This window comes from Streptomyces lateritius, from assembly GCF_014649715.1.
Classification (GTDB): Bacteria; Actinomycetota; Actinomycetes; order Streptomycetales; family Streptomycetaceae; genus Streptomyces; species Streptomyces lateritius.
This window is the reverse complement of the sequence record NZ_BMTO01000016.1, coordinates 116,018-137,472: the sequence shown is the minus strand read 5'-3', so window position 1 is coordinate 137,472 and position 21,455 is coordinate 116,018. Positions and strand designations below refer to the sequence as shown.

The 21,455-nt window shown below is 71.4% G+C and carries 21 protein-coding genes; 19 read left to right on the top strand and 2 right to left on the bottom strand.

The genetic code is table 11. The annotated features are described in order from the left end of the window. Positions 1-102 precede the first annotated feature (102 nt). Complete coding sequence (gene ftsY / locus IE136_RS28650; RefSeq protein WP_158990934.1) at positions 103-1,329, top strand: signal recognition particle-docking protein FtsY; 1,227 nt, start codon at positions 103-105, stop codon at positions 1,327-1,329. A gap of 80 nt (positions 1,330-1,409) precedes the next feature. Here the strand turns inward: ftsY and IE136_RS28645 are convergent, their stop codons facing one another. Next, the gene (locus tag IE136_RS28645) at positions 1,410-2,078 is read right to left on the bottom strand and encodes a bifunctional DNA primase/polymerase (RefSeq protein ID WP_158990936.1); all 669 of its coding nucleotides are present in this window, start codon (positions 2,076-2,078) and stop codon (positions 1,410-1,412) included. A 418-nt stretch (positions 2,079-2,496) separates the two neighbouring features. Between IE136_RS28645 and nsdA the strand changes: the two genes are divergently transcribed. The 6 genes from nsdA to ftsH all read left to right on the top strand — a co-directional run bounded on the left by nsdA (position 2,497) and on the right by ftsH (position 12,261). After that, positions 2,497-3,975 carry a transcriptional repressor NsdA gene (gene nsdA, locus IE136_RS28640; protein WP_158990938.1) on the top strand — a complete coding sequence of 493 codons (1,479 nt, stop codon included), beginning with the start codon at positions 2,497-2,499 and terminating at the stop codon, positions 3,973-3,975. A 339-nt stretch (positions 3,976-4,314) separates the two neighbouring features. Continuing rightward, the gene (locus IE136_RS28635; RefSeq protein ID WP_158990940.1) at positions 4,315-5,658 is read left to right on the top strand and encodes an ammonium transporter; all 1,344 of its coding nucleotides are present in this window, start codon (positions 4,315-4,317) and stop codon (positions 5,656-5,658) included. Then, complete coding sequence (locus IE136_RS28630) at positions 5,655-5,993, top strand: P-II family nitrogen regulator (protein WP_003965965.1); 339 nt, start codon at positions 5,655-5,657, stop codon at positions 5,991-5,993. Before IE136_RS28635 ends, IE136_RS28630 begins: the two co-directional genes overlap by 4 nt. A gap of 21 nt (positions 5,994-6,014) precedes the next feature. Continuing rightward, complete coding sequence (locus IE136_RS28625) at positions 6,015-8,519, top strand: [protein-PII] uridylyltransferase (RefSeq protein WP_189601779.1); 2,505 nt, start codon at positions 6,015-6,017, stop codon at positions 8,517-8,519. A gap of 110 nt (positions 8,520-8,629) precedes the next feature. After that, positions 8,630-10,180 (top strand): signal recognition particle protein, encoded by a 1,551-nt coding sequence (gene ffh, locus IE136_RS28620; protein WP_189601778.1) that lies wholly within the window; start codon positions 8,630-8,632, stop codon positions 10,178-10,180. 161 nt (positions 10,181-10,341) lie between these two features. Further along, the gene (gene ftsH / locus IE136_RS28615) at positions 10,342-12,261 is read left to right on the top strand and encodes an ATP-dependent zinc metalloprotease FtsH (RefSeq protein WP_189601777.1); all 1,920 of its coding nucleotides are present in this window, start codon (positions 10,342-10,344) and stop codon (positions 12,259-12,261) included. Between the two features lie 23 nt (positions 12,262-12,284). Here ftsH and IE136_RS28610 read toward each other — a convergent pair whose 3' ends face one another. After that, on the bottom strand, positions 12,285-13,073 hold the full coding sequence (locus IE136_RS28610) for a class I SAM-dependent methyltransferase (protein ID WP_158990948.1): 789 nt from the start codon (positions 13,071-13,073) through the stop codon (positions 12,285-12,287). 392 nt (positions 13,074-13,465) lie between these two features. Here IE136_RS28610 and IE136_RS28605 point away from each other — a divergent pair, with 392 nt between their 5' ends. From IE136_RS28605 to IE136_RS28550, 12 genes are all read left to right on the top strand, one after another. Next, positions 13,466-14,059: a hypothetical protein gene (locus tag IE136_RS28605; RefSeq protein ID WP_030759473.1), complete on the top strand. Its 594-nt coding sequence runs from the start codon at positions 13,466-13,468 to the stop codon at positions 14,057-14,059. A gap of 182 nt (positions 14,060-14,241) precedes the next feature. Then, positions 14,242-14,682: a 30S ribosomal protein S16 gene (gene rpsP / locus IE136_RS28600; RefSeq protein WP_158990950.1), complete on the top strand. Its 441-nt coding sequence runs from the start codon at positions 14,242-14,244 to the stop codon at positions 14,680-14,682. Positions 14,683-14,684: 2 nt separating this feature from the next. After that, positions 14,685-14,924: an RNA-binding protein gene (locus tag IE136_RS28595; protein ID WP_005311361.1), complete on the top strand. Its 240-nt coding sequence runs from the start codon at positions 14,685-14,687 to the stop codon at positions 14,922-14,924. Positions 14,925-15,023: 99 nt separating this feature from the next. Next, positions 15,024-15,620, top strand: a complete 597-nt coding sequence (gene rimM, locus IE136_RS28590) for a ribosome maturation factor RimM (RefSeq protein WP_158990952.1) — start codon at positions 15,024-15,026, stop codon at positions 15,618-15,620. Then, entirely contained in the window at positions 15,620-16,441 is an 822-nt protein-coding gene (gene trmD, locus IE136_RS28585) for a tRNA (guanosine(37)-N1)-methyltransferase TrmD (protein ID WP_158990954.1), read from the top strand. Before rimM ends, trmD begins: the two co-directional genes overlap by 1 nt. Positions 16,442-16,569: 128 nt before the next feature. Next, entirely contained in the window at positions 16,570-16,920 is a 351-nt protein-coding gene (gene rplS / locus IE136_RS28580; RefSeq protein ID WP_158990956.1) for a 50S ribosomal protein L19, read from the top strand. A 71-nt stretch (positions 16,921-16,991) separates the two neighbouring features. Then, entirely contained in the window at positions 16,992-17,834 is an 843-nt protein-coding gene (gene lepB, locus IE136_RS28575) for a signal peptidase I (protein ID WP_189601776.1), read from the top strand. Further along, a complete protein-coding gene (lepB, locus tag IE136_RS28570; RefSeq protein WP_189601799.1) occupies positions 17,827-18,891 on the top strand; it encodes a signal peptidase I in 1,065 nt (354 codons plus the stop codon). Before lepB (IE136_RS28575) ends, lepB (IE136_RS28570) begins: the two co-directional genes overlap by 8 nt. After that, a complete protein-coding gene (gene lepB / locus IE136_RS28565; protein WP_158994733.1) occupies positions 18,806-19,723 on the top strand; it encodes a signal peptidase I in 918 nt (305 codons plus the stop codon). The genes lepB (IE136_RS28570) and lepB (IE136_RS28565) overlap by 86 nt, the downstream gene beginning before the upstream one ends. Before the next feature lie 63 nt (positions 19,724-19,786). Further along, positions 19,787-20,539, top strand: coding sequence for a signal peptidase I (gene lepB, locus IE136_RS28560; RefSeq protein WP_158990962.1), 753 nt, complete (start codon positions 19,787-19,789; stop codon positions 20,537-20,539). 32 nt (positions 20,540-20,571) lie between these two features. Beyond that, positions 20,572-21,087, top strand: a complete 516-nt coding sequence (locus IE136_RS28555; protein WP_158994735.1) for an NUDIX hydrolase — start codon at positions 20,572-20,574, stop codon at positions 21,085-21,087. A gap of 55 nt (positions 21,088-21,142) precedes the next feature. Further along, complete coding sequence (locus IE136_RS28550; RefSeq protein WP_005311352.1) at positions 21,143-21,451, top strand: DUF2469 domain-containing protein; 309 nt, start codon at positions 21,143-21,145, stop codon at positions 21,449-21,451. Positions 21,452-21,455 lie beyond the last annotated feature (4 nt).

Genomic DNA, 21,455 nt, shown 5'->3' with positions numbered 1-21,455 from the left:
AAGGCGAGTCGGGCTGCGGTCCGCGCCCGGGACGGACACACCCCCGGAAGACGCCCGGAGCGCCCGATCGGCGCGTACGACGTCGCGCATACTGGGTGGACCATGGAATTCCTCATCCTTGCCGTAGTCATCGCTCTGCTCGCGGTCGGCGTTGTCACCGGCCTCGTCGTCAGCGGCCGCAAGAAGAAGCGGCTGCCGCCGGCCGAGGCACCGTCCACCCCGCCGACCATCACCGCTCCGCCCGCCGAACCGCACGTCGGCGACGAGGCGGAGACACCGCGGGACGAACCACGCCGGACCATCGAAGAGGTCGACCTCCCGACGGCCGAAGAGGCCGTCGAGACGCCGGTCGCGGTCGAGGACCCCGTCGTCGCCGCGCCCCCCGCGCCCGAGATCGAGATTCCCGAGCCGACAGCGGGCCGTCTCGTACGGCTCCGGGCCCGGCTCGCCCGCTCCCAGAACTCGCTGGGCAAGGGTCTGCTGACCCTGCTGTCCCGCGAGCACCTCGACGAGGACACCTGGGAGGAGATCGAGGAGACGCTCCTCACCGCCGACGTCGGCGTCGCCCCCACGCAGGAGCTCGTCGACCGGCTGCGCGAGCGGGTACGCGTGCTCGGCACCCGCACCCCCGAGGAGCTGAAGAGCCTGCTCCGCGAGGAGCTCATCGCGCTCCTCGGCACCGACTTCGACCGCTCGGTGAAGACCGAGAGCGACCCGGGCACCCCCGGCGTCGTCATGGTCGTCGGCGTCAACGGCACCGGCAAGACCACCACCACCGGCAAGCTGGCCCGGGTCCTGGTCGCCGACGGCCGCTCGGTCGTCCTCGGCGCCGCCGACACCTTCCGCGCCGCCGCCGCCGACCAGCTCCAGACCTGGGGCGAGCGGGTCGGTGCCCGGACCGTCCGAGGCCCCGAGGGCGGCGACCCGGCGTCGATCGCCTTCGACGCCGTCAAGGAGGGCATCGCGGAGGGCGCCGACGTCGTCCTCATCGACACCGCGGGCCGCCTGCACACCAAGACCGGCCTCATGGACGAGCTCGGCAAGGTCAAGCGCGTCGTCGAGAAGCACGGCCCGCTGGACGAGGTCCTGCTCGTCCTCGACGCCACCACCGGTCAGAACGGCCTGGTCCAGGCCCGCGTCTTCGCCGAGGTCGTCGACATCACCGGCATCGTCCTGACCAAGCTCGACGGCACGGCCAAGGGCGGCATCGTGATCGCGGTCCAGCGCGAGCTGGGCGTTCCGGTCAAGCTGATCGGCCTGGGGGAGGGCCCGGACGACCTGGCGCCTTTCGAGCCGGCCGCCTTCGTCGACGCCCTGATCGGCGACTGACCCCGGCCGGGGGCCACGGCCCCTTGCCCCGGACTCCTTCGGGCCCCGCACGCGACAGCGCGCGGGGCCCGAAGCGTTGCTCAGGAAGACCGGCGACAGGTGTGGCTGCGGTGGCAGATGTAGGCCAGGGTGCCGAGCAGCAGGCGGGCCTGGGGCGGGGAGCCCGCCGTGTCCAGGGTCGGAGGGCGCAGCCAGCGCACGGGGCCGAGACCGCCCAGGTCCGACGGCGGGGCCGTGACGTACGTGCCGGCGCCCAGCGCCCGCAGATCCAGGTCGGCGTCGTCCCAGCCCATCCGGTACAACAGCTGGGGCAGCTCCGCCGCCGCGCCCGGCGCCACGAAGAACCGCGCCCGCTCCGTCGGCGTCACACAGACCGGACCCAGCGGAAGCCCCATCCGCTCCAAGCGGACCAGCGCCAGGCGCCCCACCGGCTCGGCGACCTCGATCACGTCGAAGGCGCGGCCGACCGGGAGCATCAAAGCCGCCCCCGGATACCGCGACCACGTCTTCGTCGCGTCGTCCAGGCCCGCGCCCGCCGGGACCGCCTCGGCGAACGAGAGCGGATGCGCACCCGGAGCAGTACAGCCGCGATCGCCGCAGGAGCACTGGCCGGAGGCGGCCCGCGCTCCCGGGACCACGTCCCAGCCCCACAGCCCTGTGTACTCGGCCACCGCTGTGCACTCCGTGGTGCGGACGCGGCGGCGCGAGCCGGACCGCATCTCACGAATGCCGCCGATCGTGAAGCCCATGCCCCCTCCAACGGGTCGAACGCGCCGGTGGTTACGAATCGGAGCTCGATCGTCACACTCCGTGGCCCAGGGCGGTGTGCGGTGGTGGGCACGGTGGTGCGGCCCGTCGCGCGCGCCTCGGCGCGCAACACTCCGCCGACCCTGGTTCGTCGCATGTCAAGTGAATCGTGTTCGGCGGCAGGCGAGTTCATTCGAAGGGGTGGCGAATGGTGGCGATTCTTGAAACAGCCTCGCGGGACCAGTGATCGTAGGATTACTTTCGGTGCACGAACCGGGGACCGCATTGCGCGCGTGGGTATGCCGGAGGCAACCCGCTTTCCAGTTCGAGGGAGTGCAACCTCCGGACGGAGGCCGCGAGACACGGCATTCTGTTAGAGGTTCACGCGGCGAAGGCATTGATGTGGATGGGGGCGTTCCAGTGGGCGGCAACGGCGGCGCGGACGGTACGACTGCCGGCAAGCGCCCCAACGAGCAGCTGAGCTCGTGGTTCGTGCGCAGCGGCTGGTCGAAGGGCGAGCTGGCGCGCCAGGTGAACCGCAGGGCCCGCCAGATGGGCGCGCACCACATCAGCACCGACACCTCCCGCGTCCGGCGCTGGCTGGACGGCGAACAGCCCCGCGAGCCCATCCCCAGAATCCTCTCCGAACTGTTCTCCGAACGGTTCGGATCGGTCGTCGCCATCGAGGACCTCGGCCTGCGCGCCGCCCACCAGGCGCCCTCCGTCTCGGGAGTCGACCTGCCCTGGGCCGGCCCCCAGACCGTCGCCCTGCTCAGCGAGTTCTCCCGCAGCGACCTCATGCTCGCCCGCCGCGGCTTCCTCGGCTCCGCCCTGTCGCTCGCCGCCGGCCCCGCCCTCATCGAGCCCATGCAGCGCTGGCTCGTGCCCGCCCCGGCCGGCGAACCCGGCCGCCCCGAACCGGCTCTCGACACCCGGCGCCCCGGCCGCCTCTCCCCGGGCGAACTGGACCTCCTCGAATCCACCACCGCGATGTTCCGGCAGTGGGACGCCCAGTGCGGCGGCGGACTGCGCCGCAAGGCGGTCGTCGGCCAGCTCCACGAGGTCACCGACCTGCTCCAGGAGCCACAGCCCGCCGCCACCGCCCAGCGCCTCTTCACCTGCGCCGCCGAACTGGCCGAACTCGCCGGGTGGATGAGCTACGACGTGGGCCTGCAGCCCACCGCCCAGAAGTATTTCGTCCTCGCCCTGCACGCCGCCAAGGAGGCGGGCGACAAGCCGCTCGGCTCGTACATCCTCTCCTCCATGAGCCGCCAGATGATCCACCTCGGCCGGCCCGACGACGCCCTCGAACTCATCCACCTCGCGCAGTACGGCAGCCGCGACTGCGCCACCGCGCGCACCCAGGCCATGCTGTATGCGATGGAGGCACGCGCCTACGCCAACATGGGACAGCCCAGCAAGTGCAAGCGGGCCGTCCGGATGGCCGAGGACACCTTCGCCGACGTCGGCCTCGACGGCGAGCCGGAGCCCGACTGGATCCGCTTCTTCTCCGAGGCCGAGCTCAACGGTGAGAACTCCCACTCCTACCGTGACCTGGCCTACGTCGCCGGCCGCTCCCCGACCTACGCCTCCCTCGCCGAGCCCGTCATGCAGCGGGCCGTCCAGCTGTTCGAGAAGGACACCGAGCACCAGCGTTCGTACGCACTCAACCTCGTCGGCATGGCCACCGTGCACCTCCTCAAGCGCGAACCCGAGCAGTCCGCCGCCCTCGTCGAGAAGGCGCTCGTCGTCGCCAAGCGCGTCCGCTCCGAGCGGGTCAACAACCGGCTCCGCAAGACCGTCGACACGGCGGCCCGCGACTTCCACGACGTCGCCGAGGTCGTCCAGCTCACCGACCGGCTCACCGCCCTGCTGCCCGAGACCGCCGAAGCGGTCTGAGCGCGGGCCGCGCCCCCGAACCCCGGCCGCGACAGACATCCCGTACCGCCCGACTCGGCTCCCCCGCCGCCAGGCCACAGGGATGGCTGCCGCGGCCGGCCCATGCCCACGGACCCGCACGCCCGCGTCCGGGACCCGACCCGCGCGTTACACGTTCGTGACTCGGCCGTTCACAGTCGCGTAACACGCCCCACCCCTTCGTCACTGCGGCGAAACATCGTGCGGCATCGACGGAAACGGCGCTGCGCCAACTTTGGCGCATAACCGGCCACCCCTCACGGCCAAGCCGCTCTCCGGCCCCGCCCCCGCACAGGCCGTACCGACGACGAGGAGACGCCGATGGCACCAGCCATCACGACCCTGGCAGCAGCCCCCGAGCTCTCCGCTGCCAACACCGGGTTCATGCTCATCTGCTCCGCCCTGGTCATGCTGATGACCCCGGCACTCGCCTTCTTCTACGGAGGCATGGTCCGCGTCAAGTCCACCCTCAACATGCTGATGATGAGCTTCATCAGCCTCGGGATCGTCACGATCCTCTGGGTGCTCTACGGCTTCAGCCTCGCCTTCGGCGCCGACTCCGGCTCGATCATCGGCTGGTCCTCCGACTACGTCGGCCTGAGTGGCATCGGCGTCACCGAGCTGTGGGACGGCTACACCATCCCGGTGTACGTCTTCGCCGTCTTCCAGCTGATGTTCGCGATCCTCACCCCGGCCCTGATCAGCGGCGCCCTCGCGGACCGCGTCAAGTTCACCGCCTGGGCCCTGTTCATCGCCCTGTGGGTCACCGTCGTCTACTTCCCCGTCGCCCACTGGGTCTGGGGCTCCGGCGGCTGGCTCTTCGAGATGGGCGTCATCGACTTCGCCGGCGGCACGGCGGTCCACATCAACGCCGGTGCCGCGGCCCTCGGCGTGATCCTCGTCATCGGCAAGCGCGTCGGCTTCAAGAAGGACCCGATGCGCCCGCACAGCCTCCCGCTGGTCATGCTCGGCGCCGGTCTGCTCTGGTTCGGCTGGTTCGGCTTCAACGCCGGCTCCTGGCTCGGCAACGACGACGGCGTCGGCGCGGTGATGTTCGTCAACACCCAGGTCGCCACCGCCGCCGCCATGCTCGCCTGGCTCGCCTACGAGAAGATCCGCCACGGCTCCTTCACCACCCTCGGCGCCGCCTCCGGCGCGGTCGCCGGCCTCGTCGCCATCACCCCGGCCGGCGGCTCCGTCAGCCCGCTCGGCGCCATCGCCGTCGGCGCCATCGCCGGCCTCGTCTGCGCCATGGCCGTCGGACTGAAGTACAAGTTCGGCTACGACGACTCCCTCGACGTCATCGGCGTCCACCTCGTCGGTGGTGTCATCGGATCCCTCCTCGTCGGCTTCTTCGCCACCGGCGGAGTCCAGTCCGACGCCAAGGGCCTCTTCTACGGCGGTGGCCTCGAGCAGCTCGGCAAGCAGGCCATCGGCGTCTTCGCCGTCCTCGCCTACTCTCTTGTCGCCTCCGCGATCCTCGCGCTGATCATCGACAAGACGATGGGCATGCGGGTCAGCGAGGACGACGAGGTCTCCGGCATCGACCAGGTCGAGCACGCCGAGACCGCGTACGACTTCAGCGGAGCCGGCGGCGGCGCCTCCTCGCGCTCCACCGCCGCGCCCGCCCCCGCAGTTACGGAGACCAAGAAGGTGGACGCATGAAGCTCATCACCGCAGTCGTGAAGCCGCACCGGCTGGACGAGATCAAGGAAGCCCTCCAGGCTTTCGGAGTCCAGGGGCTCACGGTCACCGAGGCCAGCGGATACGGCCGCCAGCGCGGCCACACCGAGGTCTACCGCGGTGCCGAGTACACCGTCGACCTCGTCCCCAAGATCCGCATCGAGGTCCTGGTCGAGGACGAGGACGCCGAACAGCTCATCGAGGTCGTGGTCAAGGCCGCCCGGACCGGCAAGATCGGTGACGGCAAGGTGTGGAGCGTGCCGGTCGAGACCGCCGTCCGCGTCCGCACCGGCGAACGCGGTCCGGACGCACTGTAGGCACGGATAGGGAGCTGCTGGGTGACGAGCGTCGATGTGAGCACGCAAGCGGAAGACTCGGGACCCGGCGGCTACGCGGCGGCCCGGCTGCGCCTTCTCGGTGAGAAGGAGCGGTCCGGGCCGCCGCGCCGTACCGCACTGGCCCGGCTCACCGACGACTGGCTGACCGGCCTGTTCGCCGCCGCCCGGCCGCCCCGAGGGGTGGCACTCGTCGCCGTCGGCGGCTACGGGCGCGGCGAACTCTCCCCCCGCAGCGATCTCGACCTGCTGCTCCTGCACGACGGCACCGCCGACGCGCGCGAGATCGCCACCCTCGCCGACCGCATCTGGTACCCCGTCTGGGACCTGGGCCTCGCCCTGGACCACTCCGTCCGCACCCCCGCCGAGGCCCGCAGGACGGCCGGTGAGGACCTGAAGGTCCAGCTCGGACTCCTCGACGCCCGGCCCGTCGCCGGCGACCACGGACTCGTCGCCGGTCTGCGCACCGCCGTCCTCGCCGACTGGCGCAACCAGGCGCCCCGGCGGCTCCCCGAACTCGACGCGCTCTGCCGCGAGCGGGCCGAACGCATGGGGGAGCTGCGGTTCCTCCTCGAACCCGACCTGAAGGAGGCCCGCGGAGGACTGCGCGACGCCCAGGTCCTGCGCGCGGTCGCCGCCTCATGGCTCGCCGACGCCCCCCGGGAAGGCCTCGACGCCGCCCGCCGCAGCCTCCTCGACGCCCGCGACGCCCTGCACCTGGCGACCGGACGGGCCACCGACCGCCTCGCCCTCCAGGAACAGGACGCGGTCGCCCGGGAACTCGGCCTCCTCGACGCCGACACCCTGCTGCGCGAGGTGTACGAGGCCGCGCGGGTGATCTCGTACGCCACCGATGTCACCTGGCGCGAGGTCAACCGGGTCCTCAAGGCACGCTCCGCCCGGCCCAGGCTCCGCGCCCTCCTCGGCGGTCGCCCCGGCGGCGCGAAACCGCCCATCGAGCGCACCCCGCTCGCCGAGGGCGTCGTCGAGATGGACGGCGAGGTCGTCCTCGCCCTCAGCGCCAAACCGGAACGCGACCCCGTGCTGCCCCTGCGGGCCGCCGCGGCCGCCGCCCAGTCCGGACTGCCGATCTCCCTGCACGCCGTACGCCGGCTCGCGGCCGCCGCCAAACCGCTGCCCGTGCCCTGGCCGGCCGAAGCCCGCGAAGAACTGGTCACCCTGCTCGGCGCGGGGGAGTCCACCGTCCCGGTGTGGGAGGCACTGGAGGCCGAAGGGCTCATCACCCGGCTCCTGCCCGACTGGGAACGGGTGCGCTGCCGGCCCCAGCGCAACCCCGTCCACACCTGGACCGTCGACCGGCACCTCGTCGAGACCGCCGTCCGCGCCTCCTCGCTGACCCGCCGCGTCGGCCGTCCCGACCTGCTGCTCGTCGCCGCCCTCCTCCATGACATCGGCAAGGGCTGGCCCGGCGACCACTCGGTCGCCGGGCAGACCATCGCCCGCGACATCGCGACCCGGATCGGATTCGACCGCGCCGACGTGGGCGTCGTCTCCACCGTCGTACGCCACCACCTGCTGCTCGTCGAGACCGCCACCCGGCGGGACCTCGACGACCCCGCCACCGTCCAGGCGGTGGCGGCGGCCGTCGGGACACCGGGCGCCCTGGAACTGCTGCACGCCCTCACCGAGGCCGACGCGCTCGCCACCGGGCCCGCCGCCTGGTCCTCCTGGCGCGCCTCGCTGGTGGCCGACCTGGTGAAGCGGGTCGGAGCCGTCCTCGCCGGCGAACCGGCGGCCGAACCGGAACCCGCCGCGCCCAGCGCGGAACAGGAACGCCTGGCGATCGAGGCGCTGAGGACGGGCGAGCCCGTCCTCGCCCTGCACACACAGCCGGATACCTCGGCAGAGTCGACGGGGCAGTCCTCGGGCGATTCCGGGGAACGCGGGCCGGACCGGGAAGCGGAACCACAACCGGAACCGGTCGGCGTCGAACTGCTCCTCGCCCTGCCCGACCAGCCGGGCGTCCTGCCGGCCGCCGCCGGCGTCCTCGCCCTGCACCGTCTGACCGTACGGGCCGCCGATCTGCGCGCGGTCGAACTCCCCACCGAGCTCGGCCCGGGCGCGGTCCTCGTCCTGAACTGGCGCGTCGCGGCCGAGTACGGCTCGCTGCCGCAGGCCGCCCGGCTGCGCGCCGACCTCGTCCGGGCCCTGGACGGCACCCTGGACATCCCCGCGCGCCTGGCCGAACGCGAGGCCGCCTACCCCCGGCGCCGGGGCGTCACCGCCCCGCCACCCCGGGTCACCGTCGCCGCCGCCGACTCGCGCCTCGCCACCCTCATCGAGGTCCGCGCCCAGGACGCCCCCGGCCTCCTGCACCGCATCGGCCGCGCCCTGGAGGGCGCCGAGGTCCGGGTCAGAAGCGCCCATGTCTCCACCCTCGGCGCGAACGCCGTGGACACCCTCTACGTGACCCGCCCGGACGGCTCCCTCCTCGCCGACGAGGAGGCCGCGGACCTGGCGCGGGCCCTGGAGAAGGCGCTGCGGTGAGGCAGCCCCCGTCCGCCGGTTCCGGCGGGCGGGGACACACACTTCGAGCGGCCAGATACCCTGGAGGGCAATCGTCCGCCCGCCCCCGACACCGAGGATCCGCGACCACCGTGTTCGATACCCTCTCCGACCGCCTTGCAGCGACATTCAAGAATCTCCGGGGCAAGGGCCGCCTGTCCGAGGCGGACATCGACGCCACCGCGCGCGAGATCCGTATCGCCCTCCTCGAGGCGGACGTCGCCCTCCCCGTCGTCCGGGCGTTCATCAAGCAGGTCAAGGAGCGGGCCACCGGCGCCGAGGTCTCCCAGGCGCTGAACCCCGCCCAGCAGGTCATCAAGATCGTCAACGAGGAGCTCGTCGGCATCCTCGGCGGCGAGACCCGGCGCCTGCGGTTCGCCAAGACCGCCCCCACCGTGATCATGCTCGCCGGTCTCCAGGGTGCCGGTAAGACCACCCTCGCCGGAAAGCTCGGTCTCTGGCTCAAGAGCCAGGGCCACTCCCCGCTGCTCGTCGCCTGCGACCTCCAGCGCCCCAACGCCGTCACCCAGCTCGGCGTCGTCGCCGAGCGCGCCGGCGTGGCCTTCTACGGCCCGCAGCCGGGCAACGGCGTCGGCGACCCCGTCCAGGTCGCCAAGGACTCCGTCGAGTACGCGCGGACCAAGCAGTACGACGTCGTCATCGTCGACACCGCCGGCCGCCTCGGCATCGACCAGGAGCTGATGCAGCAGGCCGCGGACATCCGCGACGCCGTCAGCCCCGACGAGGTCCTGTTCGTCGTCGACGCCATGATCGGTCAGGACGCGGTCAACACCGCCGAGGCCTTCCGCGACGGCGTCGGCTTCGACGGCGTCGTGCTCTCCAAGCTCGACGGCGACGCCCGCGGTGGTGCCGCGCTCTCGATCGCGCACGTCACCGGCCGCCAGATCATGTTCGCCTCCAACGGCGAGAAGCTGGACGACTTCGACGCGTTCCACCCGGACCGCATGGCGTCCCGCATCCTCGGCATGGGCGACATGCTCTCGCTCATCGAGAAGGCCGAGCAGACCTTCAGCCAGGAAGAGGCCGCCAAGATGGCCTCCAAGCTGGCGTCCAAGAAGGGCCAGGAGTTCACGCTCGACGACTTCCTCGCCCAGATGGAGCAGGTCCGCAAGATGGGCTCCATCTCCAAGCTCCTCGGCATGCTCCCCGGCATGGCGCAGATGAAGGAGCAGATCAACAACATCGACGAGCGGGACGTCGACCGCACGGCCGCGATCATCAAGTCGATGACCCCGGGCGAGCGCCAGGACCCGACCATCATCAACGGCTCGCGTCGCGCCCGTATCGCCAAGGGCTCCGGCGTCGAGGTCAGCGCGGTCAAGGGCCTGGTCGAGCGGTTCTTCGAGGCGCGCAAGATGATGTCCCGCATGGCCCAGGGCGGCGGCATGCCGGGCATGCCGGGGATGCCGGGCATGGGCGGCGGCGCCGGCCGGCAGAAGAAGCAGATCAAGCAGGCCAAGGGCAAGCGCAAGAGCGGCAACCCGATGAAGCGCAAGGCCGAGGAGCAGGCGGCCGCGGCGCGGCGCGAGCAGGCCCAGGCGGGCGGCGCGTTCGGGCTTCCGGCGGATCAGACTCCGCAGGATTTCGAGCTGCCCGACGAGTTCAAGAAGTTCATGGGCTGACACCCTGTTGTGTGACGAGAAGGGGCCCGGCGGTACGAAACCGCTCCGGGCCCCTTTTCATGCCTGCGCCACGTCCGCTTTTCATGCCTGTGCCACGCCCGCGATGCCGCTTTCCTCCCCTTCTCGCATCATGGGGCTGACGTCGGCTTGAGGAGAGCAGCGTGGCCAACCCCGTACCCCCGCGCGACCGGACCGACCAGCCGTGGCGCTCGGAAGGGGCCCCGCCGCCTCCGCCGTCGAAGAGGAAGATGCCGGGCGGGTGGGGCGGCCTCGTCCTCACCGCGCTCGTCGTCTTCCTCCTTGCCAACCTCGTGCTGTCCTTCTTCAACCGGGGCGACGAACCGACGATCTCGTACACCGAGTTCAGCAGGCAGGTGGTGGCGGGCAACGTCACCACGATCTACTCCAAGGGCGACGCCATCCAGGGGCAGCTGAAGAACGAGCAGCCCCTGCCCGACGGCAAGGGCGACTACACCAAGTTCACCACCCAGCGGCCCGCCTTCGCCGACGACAAGCTCTGGGACGAACTGACCCGGCAGAAGGTCACCGTCACCGCCGAGCCCGTCGTCCGGGAACGCAGCTTCCTCTCCAACCTGCTGATCTCCCTCGCGCCCATGCTGCTGCTCGTCCTGCTGTGGGTGTTCATCGCCCGCCGGATGCGCGCCGGACTCGGCGGCGCCGGCGGCATGCTCGGCCGCAAGGCCCCGCCGAAACCCGTCGAGATCGAAGGGGCCAAACGGACCACCTTCGAGGACGTCGCGGGCATCGACGAGGTCGAGGGCGAACTCAACGACGTCGTCGACTTCCTCAAGAACCCCGACGCCTACCGCGCCATGGGCGCCAAGATCCCCCGCGGCGTCCTGCTCGCCGGCCCGCCCGGCACCGGCAAGACCCTCCTCGCGCGTGCCGTGGCGGGGGAGGCGGGCGTTCCGTTCTTCTCCGCCTCCGCCTCGGAGTTCATCGAGATGATCGTCGGCGTCGGCGCCTCGCGGGTACGGGAACTCTTCGCCGAGGCCCGGAAGGTCGCCCCCGCCATCATCTTCATCGACGAGATCGACACCATCGGACGGGCCCGCGGCGGCGGCTCAGGCATGGGCGGACACGACGAACGCGAGCAGACGCTCAACCAGATCCTCACGGAGATGGACGGCTTCACCGGCTCCGAGGGCGTCATCGTCCTCGCCGCCACCAACCGCGCCGACGTCCTCGACCCCGCCCTCACCCGCCCCGGCCGCTTCGACCGGATCGTGCACGTGAACCCGCCCGACCGCCAGGGACGCGAGGCGATCCTCAGGATCCACACCCGGGACATCCCGCTCGCCCCCGACGTCGACCTCGTCCAGGTGGCGCGCACGACCCCCGGCATGACGGGCGCCGAACTCGCCAACCTCGCCAACGAGGCCGCCCTCCTCGCCGTCAAACGGCAGCAGAAGACGGTCACCCGGTCCGACCTCTCCGACGCCCTGGAGAAGGTCCAGCTCGGCGCGGAACGGCCGCTCGTCATGCCGGCCGAGGAACGCCGCCGCACCGCGTACCACGAGAGCGGACACGCCCTGCTCGGCATGCTCCAGCCCGGCGCCGACCCGGTCCGCAAGATCACCATCGTGCCGCGCGGCCGCGCGCTGGGCGTCACGCTGTCGACACCGGACGCCGACAAGTACGCGTACACGGAGGAGTACCTGCGCGGCCGCATCAGCGGCGCGCTCGGCGGCATGGCCGCCGAACAGGTCGTCTTCGGCGTCGTCACCACCGGCTCCGAGAGCGACCTGGAACAGGTCACCCACATCGCCCGCGGCATGGCCGGACGCTGGGGCATGAGCGAACGCGTCGGCCGGCTCACCGCCATCCCGAGCGACGCCCAGCAGGCGTACGGCCTCTCCGCGGCCCCCGCGACCCTCGACGCGGTCGCCGAGGAGATGCGCCGGATCGTCGACGAGTGCTACGAGAGCGCCGTCCGGCAACTCCGCGAGAACCGCGAGAAGCTCGACGCCCTGGCCGCCGCCCTGCTCGCGAACGAGACCCTGGAGGAAGAGGCGGCCTACCGCGCCGCCGGCATCACCCGCCTGGCGAAGGACGCCTAGCCACGGCCCGCAGCCCGCGGGGGTCACGGCATCCGGGCGATCAGGTACCGGAAGACGTTCGGCATCCACACCGTCCCGTCCCCGCGGACGTACGGATCCAGGGCTTCCAGGATCTCCTTCTCCACCTGCGACGCCTCCGTCGCCCGGACCGCCGCGTCGAAGTCACCCGTCGAGAGCAGCCCCCGCACCGCGCTGTCCGGATCCGCGTACCCGAACGGGCACGACACCCGGCCCGAGCCGTCCGGCCGCAGACCCGCCCGCGCCACCACGTCCTCCAGCTCGTCCCGGGGCGCCGGCCGCCAGTCCGTCAGCCGGGCCGCGACCCGCAGCACCGATCCCGTCGCGCACCGCTCCGGCGGCCCCCAGCCCGCGAGCACGATCGCTGCGCCCGATTCGGCCAGAGGAGTGACCGCCGCCAGTTCCGCCGCCGAACCCGCAGTGGTGTGGAACGCCGTCACCACGTCGTACCGGAGGCCGCCGGAGGGGCCACCGGGCCCGCCCTCGACCTCCGCGGGCCCGCCTTCCACGACCGTGTGGCCCCCGCCCTCCGGCAGCCGCTCCCTGGCCAGCTCCACGCGCGCGTGGTCCCGGTCCACCCCGGTGACCCGGGCGCCCCGCGAGGCCGCCATCAGCAGCGCCAGGCCCGACCCGCAGCCGAGCCCGAGGACCCGGGAGCCGGGTCCCACGTCGAGACGGTCATACACCGCCTCGTAGAGCGGCACGAGCATCCGCTCCTGGATCTCCGCCCAGTCGCGCGCGGGGTCGCGCCGGACGAGCCGTGCGGGGTCGTGCCGGACGAGCGTGGATGTCATGGAATGCGCCCCAATCAGTGCCTGGTCGACGGCCCCCGTGTCTGTGCGCCCGCATCCCCCTGTATGTCAGGGAACTGCGCATCCGTGCCCGCGTCCAGTGCTCGCGCCGGACCACTTGCCGGTTCGGGCCACAGGTGCGGGAAGGGCCGGTGCGCCGCCTTGCGCCCGGACCCGGTACTGTCCCTGCGACGCCCCCTCGGGGCGTACGGCCCCTCTACGCGCCGGGGCGTATGCGCTGCTACGCACCACCTTGCCGTGAGCTGCGAGCCTTCTCCGCACATCGGCGCACTGGCCCTCGTCAGGACGCATCAACGGCAACTGACGGGTACGTGCAAAATATTTGGGATGCCCCGTAATGGAACCCGGGAGCGTTCCGGCTCGTTGTACGCGACGTGAGCACGACACCACCTGTTCTCGCCGCAGAGCTGGCACAGGCGTGGGCCGACATTCAGCGGCACCACCCCGAACTGCCGGATCTCGCCGCGCCCGAATCCCTGATCGGAGAGTCCTCGTCCGCCTGCGGCGCCGAGCTCTCCTTCGAGCGACTGCTCCACGAGGCAGTCCACGGCATCGCAGCCGCCCGAGGAGTCCGTGACACCTCGCGCGCCGGCCGCTACCACAACCGCAGATTCCTCGCGATCGCCGAGGAGATGGGACTCGACCACCCCGAGGAGCCGCACGCCAGCAGCGGCTTCTCCCTGGTCACGCTCAACCCCGAGGCGAAGCGGCGCTACCGGCCCACGATCGAGCGGCTCCAGCGCGCCCTCAAGGCGCACACCGTCGCGACGGCCGCGGACACCAAGCGCTCGTTCCGGGGGCCGGCCGCCCGCCACGGCTCCTCCGGCGGCGGCGTGCGCGTGAAAGCCGTCTGCGACTGCGGCCGAAACGTCCGCGTGGTCCCCTCGGTCCTCGCCCAGGCTCCCATCGTCTGCGGCGGCTGCGGCAAGCCCTTCCGTATCCCGGAGACGGTGGGCGCGGCGAGCTGACCGCCCCGGACCCCGCCGGGTCCGGGGCGCCACGGGCGTGTGGCACAATGGCTAGCTGTACTCGACAGCCGCACAGGACCCCTCTCTCCTCCGGCTGACGCGTCCATCGGGCACCCGAGTACCGCAACCCCACGTGGCATCTCATGTGCCCAACCACGTCAAGACCAGGAGACACCACTCCAGTGGCAGTCAAGATCAAGCTCAAGCGCCTCGGCAAGATTCGCCAGCCGCACTACCGCATCGTCGTCGCCGACTCCCGCACCCGCCGGGACGGTCGTGCGATCGAGGAGATCGGTCTGTACCACCCGACGTACAACCCGTCGAAGATCGAGGTCGACTCGGAGCGTGCGCAGTACTGGCTGTCCGTCGGCGCCCAGCCGACCGAGCCCGTCCTCGCCATCCTGAAGCTCACCGGCGACTGGCAGAAGCACAAGGGCCTGCCGGCCCCCGCGCCGCTGCTTCAGCCGGAGACGAAGGAAGACAAGCGCGCTTCGTTCGACGCGTTCGCCAAGACGCTCGAGGGCGACGACGCCAAGGGTGAGGCCATCACCCCGAAGGCGAAGAAGGCCGACAAGAAGGCGGACGAGGCCGAGGCCGCGTCCACCGAGTCGACCGAGGCCTGAGCATGCTCGAGGAGGCTCTCGAGCACCTCGTGAAGGGCATCGTCGACAACCCCGATGACGTGCAGGTCGCCTCGCGCAACCTGCGCCGTGGCCGCGTGCTGGAGGTCCGGGTCCACCCCGACGACCTCGGCAAGGTGATCGGCCGCAACGGCCGCACCGCGCGTGCGCTGCGTACCGTCGTGGGCGCCATCGGCGGCCGTGGCATCCGCGTCGACCTCGTCGACGTGGACCAGGTCCGCTGAAGAAGTTGACTGTTTCACCTTAGATGCGCCGGCAACGGGCCGGGGAGGGCATAGCGCCCGCCCCGGCCCGTCGTCGTCCGACAGGAGAGTGTGTAAGTCGTGCAGCTGGTAGTCGCGCGGATCGGCCGCGCCCACGGCATCAAGGGCGAAGTCACCGTCGAGGTGCGTACGGACGAGCCCGAGCTGAGGCTCGCGCCCGGAGCCGTCCTGACCACCGACCCGGCCTCCATCGGCCCCCTGACCATCGAGACCGGACGCGTGCACAGCGGCAGGCTGCTGCTCCGCTTCGAGGGCGTACGGGACCGCAACGCCGCCGAGGCCCTGCGCAACACCCTCCTGATCGCCGACGTCGACCCCGACGAGACGCCGGAGGAGGACGACGAGTACTACGACCACCAGCTCATGGACCTCGACGTCGTGCTCACCGACGGCACCGAGGTCGGTCGCATCACCGAGATCTCCCACCTGCCCTCGCAGGACCTCTTCATCGTCGAGCGGCCCGACGGCACCGAGCTGATGATCCCCTTCGTCGAGGAGATCGTCACCGACATCGACCTGGAGCAGCAGCGGGTCGTCATCGACCCGCCGCCCGGGCTCATCGACGACCGCGCCGAGATCGCCTCCGCACGGGACGCGGAGGGTGACGGAGATACCGGGGACGCCGGGGGCGCCCGGAAGACCGGGGACGCGTCCTGATGCGGCTCGACGTCGTCACGATCTTCCCCGAGTACCTGGAACCGCTGAACGTCTCCCTGGTCGGCAAGGCACGCGCGCGTGGGCAGCTCGACGTCCACGTCCACGACCTGCGGGAGTGGACGTACGACCGGCACAACACGGTCGACGACACGCCCTACGGTGGCGGCCCCGGCATGGTCATGAAGACGGATCCCTGGGGAGACGCCCTCGACCAGACCCTCGCCGACGGCTTCGAGGCGGGCGCACACGGTCCCGTCCTCGTCGTCCCCACGCCCAGCGGGCGTCCCTTCACCCAGGAACTGGCCGTCGAACTCTCCGAGCGGCCCTGGCTGATCTTCACCCCCGCCCGCTACGAGGGCATCGACCGCCGGGTCATGGACGAGTACGCGACCCGGATGCCGGTGTACGAAGTCTCCATCGGCGACTACGTCCTGGCCGGCGGTGAAGCCGCGGTGCTCGTGATCACCGAGGCGGTGGCCCGGCTGCTGCCCGGCGTCCTCGGCAACGCCGAGTCCCACCGCGACGACTCCTTCGCCCCGGGAGCCATGGCCAACCTCCTCGAAGGGCCCGTCTACACCAAGCCCCCCGAGTGGCGCGGCCGCGCCATCCCCGACGTGCTCGTCAGCGGGCACCACGGCAAGATCGCCCGCTGGCGGCGCGACGAGGCCCTCCGCCGTACGGCGGAGAACCGGCCGGACCTGATCGAACGCTGCGACCCCTCCGTCTTCGACAAGAAGGACCGGGAGACCCTTTCCATCCTGGGCTGGGCCCCGGAGCCCGGCGGCCGATTTTGGCGCAGGCCCGACGCCGTGGAAGAATAGGCCGCTGCTGTCTGTACGGCGTGCGCCCCTGCCACAGGGGGACGACGCACGCCCGGTACGGGCGGCGCTCCTTCTCCTTTCGAACGTTCCGCTGATGACCTGTGGCATCAGCGAGGAAAGAGACCACCATGGCCTCCCTGCTCGACACGGTCACCGCGGCTTCGCTCCGCACCGACCTCCCCGCCTTCCGTCCCGGCGACACCGTGAACGTCCACGTGCGCGTCATCGAGGGCAACCGCTCCCGTATCCAGCAGTTCAAGGGCGTCGTCATCCGCCGCCAGGGCTCGGGCGTCAGCGAGACCTTCACGGTCCGCAAGGTCTCGTTCTCCGTCGGCGTCGAGCGCACCTTCCCGGTGAACAGCCCGATCTTCGAGAAGATCGAGCTCGTCAGCCGCGGTGACGTCCGTCGCGCCAAGCTCTACTACCTGCGTGAGCTGCGCGGCAAGGCTGCCAAGATCAAGGAGAAGCGCGACAACTGAGCTCCGGCTCACCGTTCGCGCGGCGCTTCCGCTCCATGAGTCACAGGGCGGCCGGATAGGCTCAGCCCCCGATGGACACCGAAGCACAGCACACGGAGCGCGACCGCTCCTCCACGACGGAGGAGCGGTCGCGCTCCGCGCGCGTTTCCGGCCCCGAGCCGAGGCCAGGGAACGACGCGCTCCCGAGGACGGAGCCCGAGGGCGGGCCGCGGACGGAGCCCGAGGAGCGGCGCGCCGCCGCCGGCGGATGGACCTGGCGCCGGACCGGCTTCGTCGGCGGCGCCTGCGTGGTCTTCCTGCTGCTCCTGAGCCACTTCGTGACGCAGCCCTTCCTGATCCCCAGCGGCTCGATGGAACCGACGCTCCACGTCGGCGACCGGATCCTCGTCGACAAGCTGGCGTACCGCTTCGGCGACCGACCGCGCCGTGGCGACGTCGTCGTCTTCGACGGCACCGGATCGTTCCTCCAGGAGCCCGCCGGGCAGAACCCGGTCACCGGCCTGTTGCACGGCGCCGCCGCGGCCCTCGGCCTCGCCGAGCCCGCAGAGACCGACTTCGTGAAGCGCGTGGTGGGCGTCGGAGGCGACCGGGTCGTCTGCTGCGGCAAGGACGGCTGGCTCACCGTCAACGGCGTCCCCGTCGAGGAGCGGTACGTGCTGCTCGGCGACGCGCCCTCGAAGGTGCCCTTCGACATCGTCGTACCGCAGGGCGCCCTGTGGGTCATGGGCGACCATCGCAGCCAGTCCAGCGACTCCCGCGACCACCTGGGGCAGCCGGGAGGCGGCATGGTGCCCGTCGAGCAGGTCGTCGGACGAGCCGACTGGATCGCCTGGCCCTTCGGCCGCTGGTCCGAGGTGGCGCCGACCGGTGCCTTCGACGCCGTACCCGCTCCCGCGGCGGGTGGCCATGGGTAACCGCGGCAGACCGGCCGGACACCGCGGCGGCGACACGCGACTGCCCACCGGAACCCGGCCCACGGACGGCGCCCGGCCGCTGCCCGGCCGGGCGGAACGGCGCAGGCTCGCCCGCAAGGTCAAGCGGCGCCGTCGGCGCTCGGCCGTCAAGGAGATACCCCTCCTCATCGGCGTCGCCGTGCTGATCGCCCTCGTCCTGAAGACCTTCCTCGTCCAGGCGTTCGTCATCCCGTCCGGCTCGATGGAGCAGACGATCCGGATCGACGACCGGGTCCTGGTCGACAAACTGACGCCCTGGTTCGGCTCCAAGCCGCAGCGCGGCGACGTCGTCGTGTTCAGGGACCCCGGGAACTGGCTCCAGGACGACACCGCGCCCCCCGCCGACGACCCGATCGGCGTCAAGCAGGTCAAGCAGGCCCTGACCTTCATCGGACTGCTGCCCTCGGCCGACGAGCAGGACCTGATCAAGCGGGTCGTCGCGGTCGGCGGCGACACGGTCAGGTGCTGCGACAAGGACGGCCGGATCACCGTCAACGGCGTGCCGCTGGACGAACCGTATCTGCACCCGGGGAATGAACCCTCGAAGATCAAGTTCGAGGCGAAGGTGCCACCGGGCAGGATCTTCGTGATGGGCGACCACCGCTCGGACTCCGCGGACTCCCGCTTCCACCTCGACGAGAAGGACCGGGGCACGGTCTCCGAGGAGGAGGTCGTGGGCCGGGCCGTCCTCATCGCCTGGCCCGTGAGCCACTGGCGACGCCTGGAGGAGCGGCAGACGTACGCGGCCGTACCGGACGGGCCTTCGGGCCCCGCGTCGGCGCTCGGCGCGTCGCATAGTGTGTCCTCGCGGAATCTGAACGGATTCCCCTGGCTCCCGACCCCTGCGGAACTCCCGCTCGTTATGGGAGTGATGGGCCTGTCCCTGTGCTGGGGCAGGCATATGCACGGACTGAGGAGTGGATGTGGGGGATGTGGCCGTCGGCGCACGATCCGGACACGACGAGCCCGAGGAGAGGCCCGAACAGCTCGCCGAGTCGTCGGTGGCCATGAGGGATGACTCCGCCGGCCGGCAGGACGCCGACGCCGCGGACGCCGAGGGCGAGCCCGGGCAGAGCGACCAGGGCGCGAAGAAGCCCCGTTCCTTCTGGAAGGAACTGCCGCTCCTGATCGGTATCGCGCTGCTGCTCGCGCTGCTGATCAAGACCTTCCTGGTGCAGGCGTTCTCGATCCCCTCGGACTCGATGATGAACACGCTGCAGCGGGGCGACCGGGTACTGGTGGACAAGCTGACCCCCTGGTTCGGCTCCGAGCCCGAGCGCGGCGAGGTCGTCGTCTTCCACGACCCGGGCGGCTGGCTCGAGGGCGAGCCCGTCCCCGAGCAGAACCTGGTGCAGGAGTTCCTGAGCTTCATCGGCCTCATGCCGTCCGCCGAGGACAAGGACCTGATCAAGCGGGTCATCGCGGTCGGCGGCGACACCGTCTCCTGCAAGGAGGGTGGCAAGGTCGTGCTCAACGGCAAGCCGCTCGACGAGACCGCGTACATCTACCCCGGCTCCACGCCCTGCGGGGACAAGCCCTTCGGGCCGATCACCGTCCCCGAAGGCAGCATCTGGGTGATGGGCGACAACCGGCAGAACTCGCTGGACTCCCGCTACCACCAGAACCTCTCCGGCGGCGGCACCGTCTCCAACGAGAAGGTCGTCGGACGCGCGATCGTGGTGGCCTGGCCGGTGACCCGCTGGGCGACGCTCCCCGTTCCGGACGTCTTCGACCAGCCCGGGCTGAGCCAGGCGCTGACCGTGGCCCCGGGCGCGGCCGGACTGGCCGGCGCACTGCCGCTCGTCCTGTGGCGCAGGAAGAGGCACACGTCTCGGCATACCGCCCGGTAGCAACGCGCGGGTAGGGTGCCGTCCCAGATCGTCGAACCGGCCTATGAGGTGGGGAGCGCTGGGATGAGCGGAACCATACGAACGGAAGGCGGCCGGGGCCGCCTCGGCAGCGTGCTGTCGGGGCTGGTCGTGGCCGTCGGCTGTGTGCTCTTCCTCGGCGGATTCGCCTGGGGAGCCGTGCTCTACCAGCCGTACAGCGTGCCCACCGACTCGATGACCCCGACCCTCGACGTCGGATCCAAGGTCCTCGCCCAGCGGATCGACGGCGACGAGGTGCGCCGCGGCGACATCGTCGTCTTCAAGGACCCGCTGTGGGGCGGCGTACCGACGGTCAAGCGGGTCGTCGGCGTCGGCGGCGACACGGTCGCCTGCTGCGACGCGGAGGGGCGGCTCACCGTGAACGGCAAGCCGGTCGAGGAACCGTATCTGCGGCCCGGTGCCCCGGCCTCCGGACAGAAGTTCTCCGCCACCGTGCCGGAAGGAAACCTCTTCCTGCTCGGCGACGAGCGCCACAACTCCTTGGACTCCCGCGTCCACCTCCAGGAGGCCGGCCAGGGCTCCGTGCCGCGCTCCGCGGTCACCGCGAGGGTCGACGCCGTCGCCTGGCCCGACAACCGAGTCGTGGAGCGGCCGGCGGGCTTCGCGGCACTGCCGGGCGGCACCTCGCGGCCGGGGCCCGTGGAGCAGCTCTTCTACGCGATCGTGGCCGGGTGTGTACTGATCCTGGCGGGAGCGGCGTACGGGCCCGTGGCGCGGACGGTGGGCGGACGGACCGGGACTTCGGGCACGACCGGCAGGAGGTCGGTGAACGCGTGACGGAGTGGGAGACGGGAGACGTGGCCGGTCGCGTGGCCGGGGACGTGACGGGGCATGGGGCCGGGGTCGTGCTGCGGCGCGTGGCCCGGGTCGTCCTCCTCGACCCCGACGACCGGATCCTCCTCCTGAACGGGTACGAACCCGAAGATCCGGCGCGGACCTGGTGGTTCACCCCCGGCGGAGGCCTGGAGGGCGACGAGACCCGAGAGCAGGCCGCGCTGCGCGAACTGGCGGAGGAGACCGGGATCACCGACGTCGAACTCGGACCGGTCCTCTGGCGGCGGATCTGCTCCTTTCCCTTCGACGGACGGCGCTGGGACCAGGACGAGTGGTACTACCTGGCACGAACCACCCAGACCGCGACCGCCCCCGCCGGCCTCACCGAGCTGGAGGCTCGCAGCGTCGCGGGGCTGAGGTGGTGGACCTCCGCCGAACTGTCGGCGGCGCGTGAGACGGTGTACCCGACCAGACTCGCCGAACTGCTGCACAGGCTGCTCGACGAGGGACCTCCGAGTGCCCCGGTGGTTCTCGCCCCGGAAATCGTCTAGGGGTGCGAGCGGCTGGCGCACAATGGGGGGACGCACGGCTGAAGGGGAACATGCCATGAGCGCCGAGGACCTCGAGAAGTACGAGACCGAGATGGAGCTGAAGCTCTACCGGGAGTACCGCGACGTCGTCGGGCTGTTCAAATACGTGATCGAGACCGAGCGGCGCTTCTACCTCACCAACGACTACGAGATGCAGGTGCACTCGGTCCAGGGCGAGGTCTTCTTCGAGGTCTCCATGGCCGACGCCTGGGTCTGGGACATGTACCGGCCGGCGAGGTTCGTCAAGCAGGTCCGGGTGCTCACCTTCAAGGACGTGAACATCGAGGAGCTCAACAAGAGCGACCTGGAGCTTCCCGGCAGCTGACACC

Excerpts from the sequence above, each read along its gene's own strand:
- lepB (WP_189601776.1), top strand. The coding sequence starts at position 16,992 with ATGGACACCGAAGCACAGCACACGGAGCGCGACCGCTCCTCCACGACG.
- IE136_RS28645 (WP_158990936.1), bottom strand. The coding sequence starts at position 2,078 with ATGGGCTTCACGATCGGCGGCATTCGTGAGATGCGGTCCGGCTCGCGC.
- ftsY (WP_158990934.1), top strand. The coding sequence starts at position 103 with ATGGAATTCCTCATCCTTGCCGTAGTCATCGCTCTGCTCGCGGTCGGC.
- rplS (WP_158990956.1), top strand. The coding sequence starts at position 16,570 with ATGGCCTCCCTGCTCGACACGGTCACCGCGGCTTCGCTCCGCACCGAC.
- IE136_RS28610 (WP_158990948.1), bottom strand. The coding sequence starts at position 13,073 with ATGACATCCACGCTCGTCCGGCACGACCCCGCACGGCTCGTCCGGCGC.
- lepB (WP_158990962.1), top strand. The coding sequence starts at position 19,787 with ATGAGCGGAACCATACGAACGGAAGGCGGCCGGGGCCGCCTCGGCAGC.
- IE136_RS28630 (WP_003965965.1), top strand. The coding sequence starts at position 5,655 with ATGAAGCTCATCACCGCAGTCGTGAAGCCGCACCGGCTGGACGAGATC.
- trmD (WP_158990954.1), top strand. The coding sequence starts at position 15,620 with ATGCGGCTCGACGTCGTCACGATCTTCCCCGAGTACCTGGAACCGCTG.
- IE136_RS28595 (WP_005311361.1), top strand. The coding sequence starts at position 14,685 with ATGCTCGAGGAGGCTCTCGAGCACCTCGTGAAGGGCATCGTCGACAAC.
- IE136_RS28635 (WP_158990940.1), top strand. The coding sequence starts at position 4,315 with ATGGCACCAGCCATCACGACCCTGGCAGCAGCCCCCGAGCTCTCCGCT.
- lepB (WP_189601799.1), top strand. The coding sequence starts at position 17,827 with ATGGGTAACCGCGGCAGACCGGCCGGACACCGCGGCGGCGACACGCGA.
- IE136_RS28550 (WP_005311352.1), top strand. The coding sequence starts at position 21,143 with ATGAGCGCCGAGGACCTCGAGAAGTACGAGACCGAGATGGAGCTGAAG.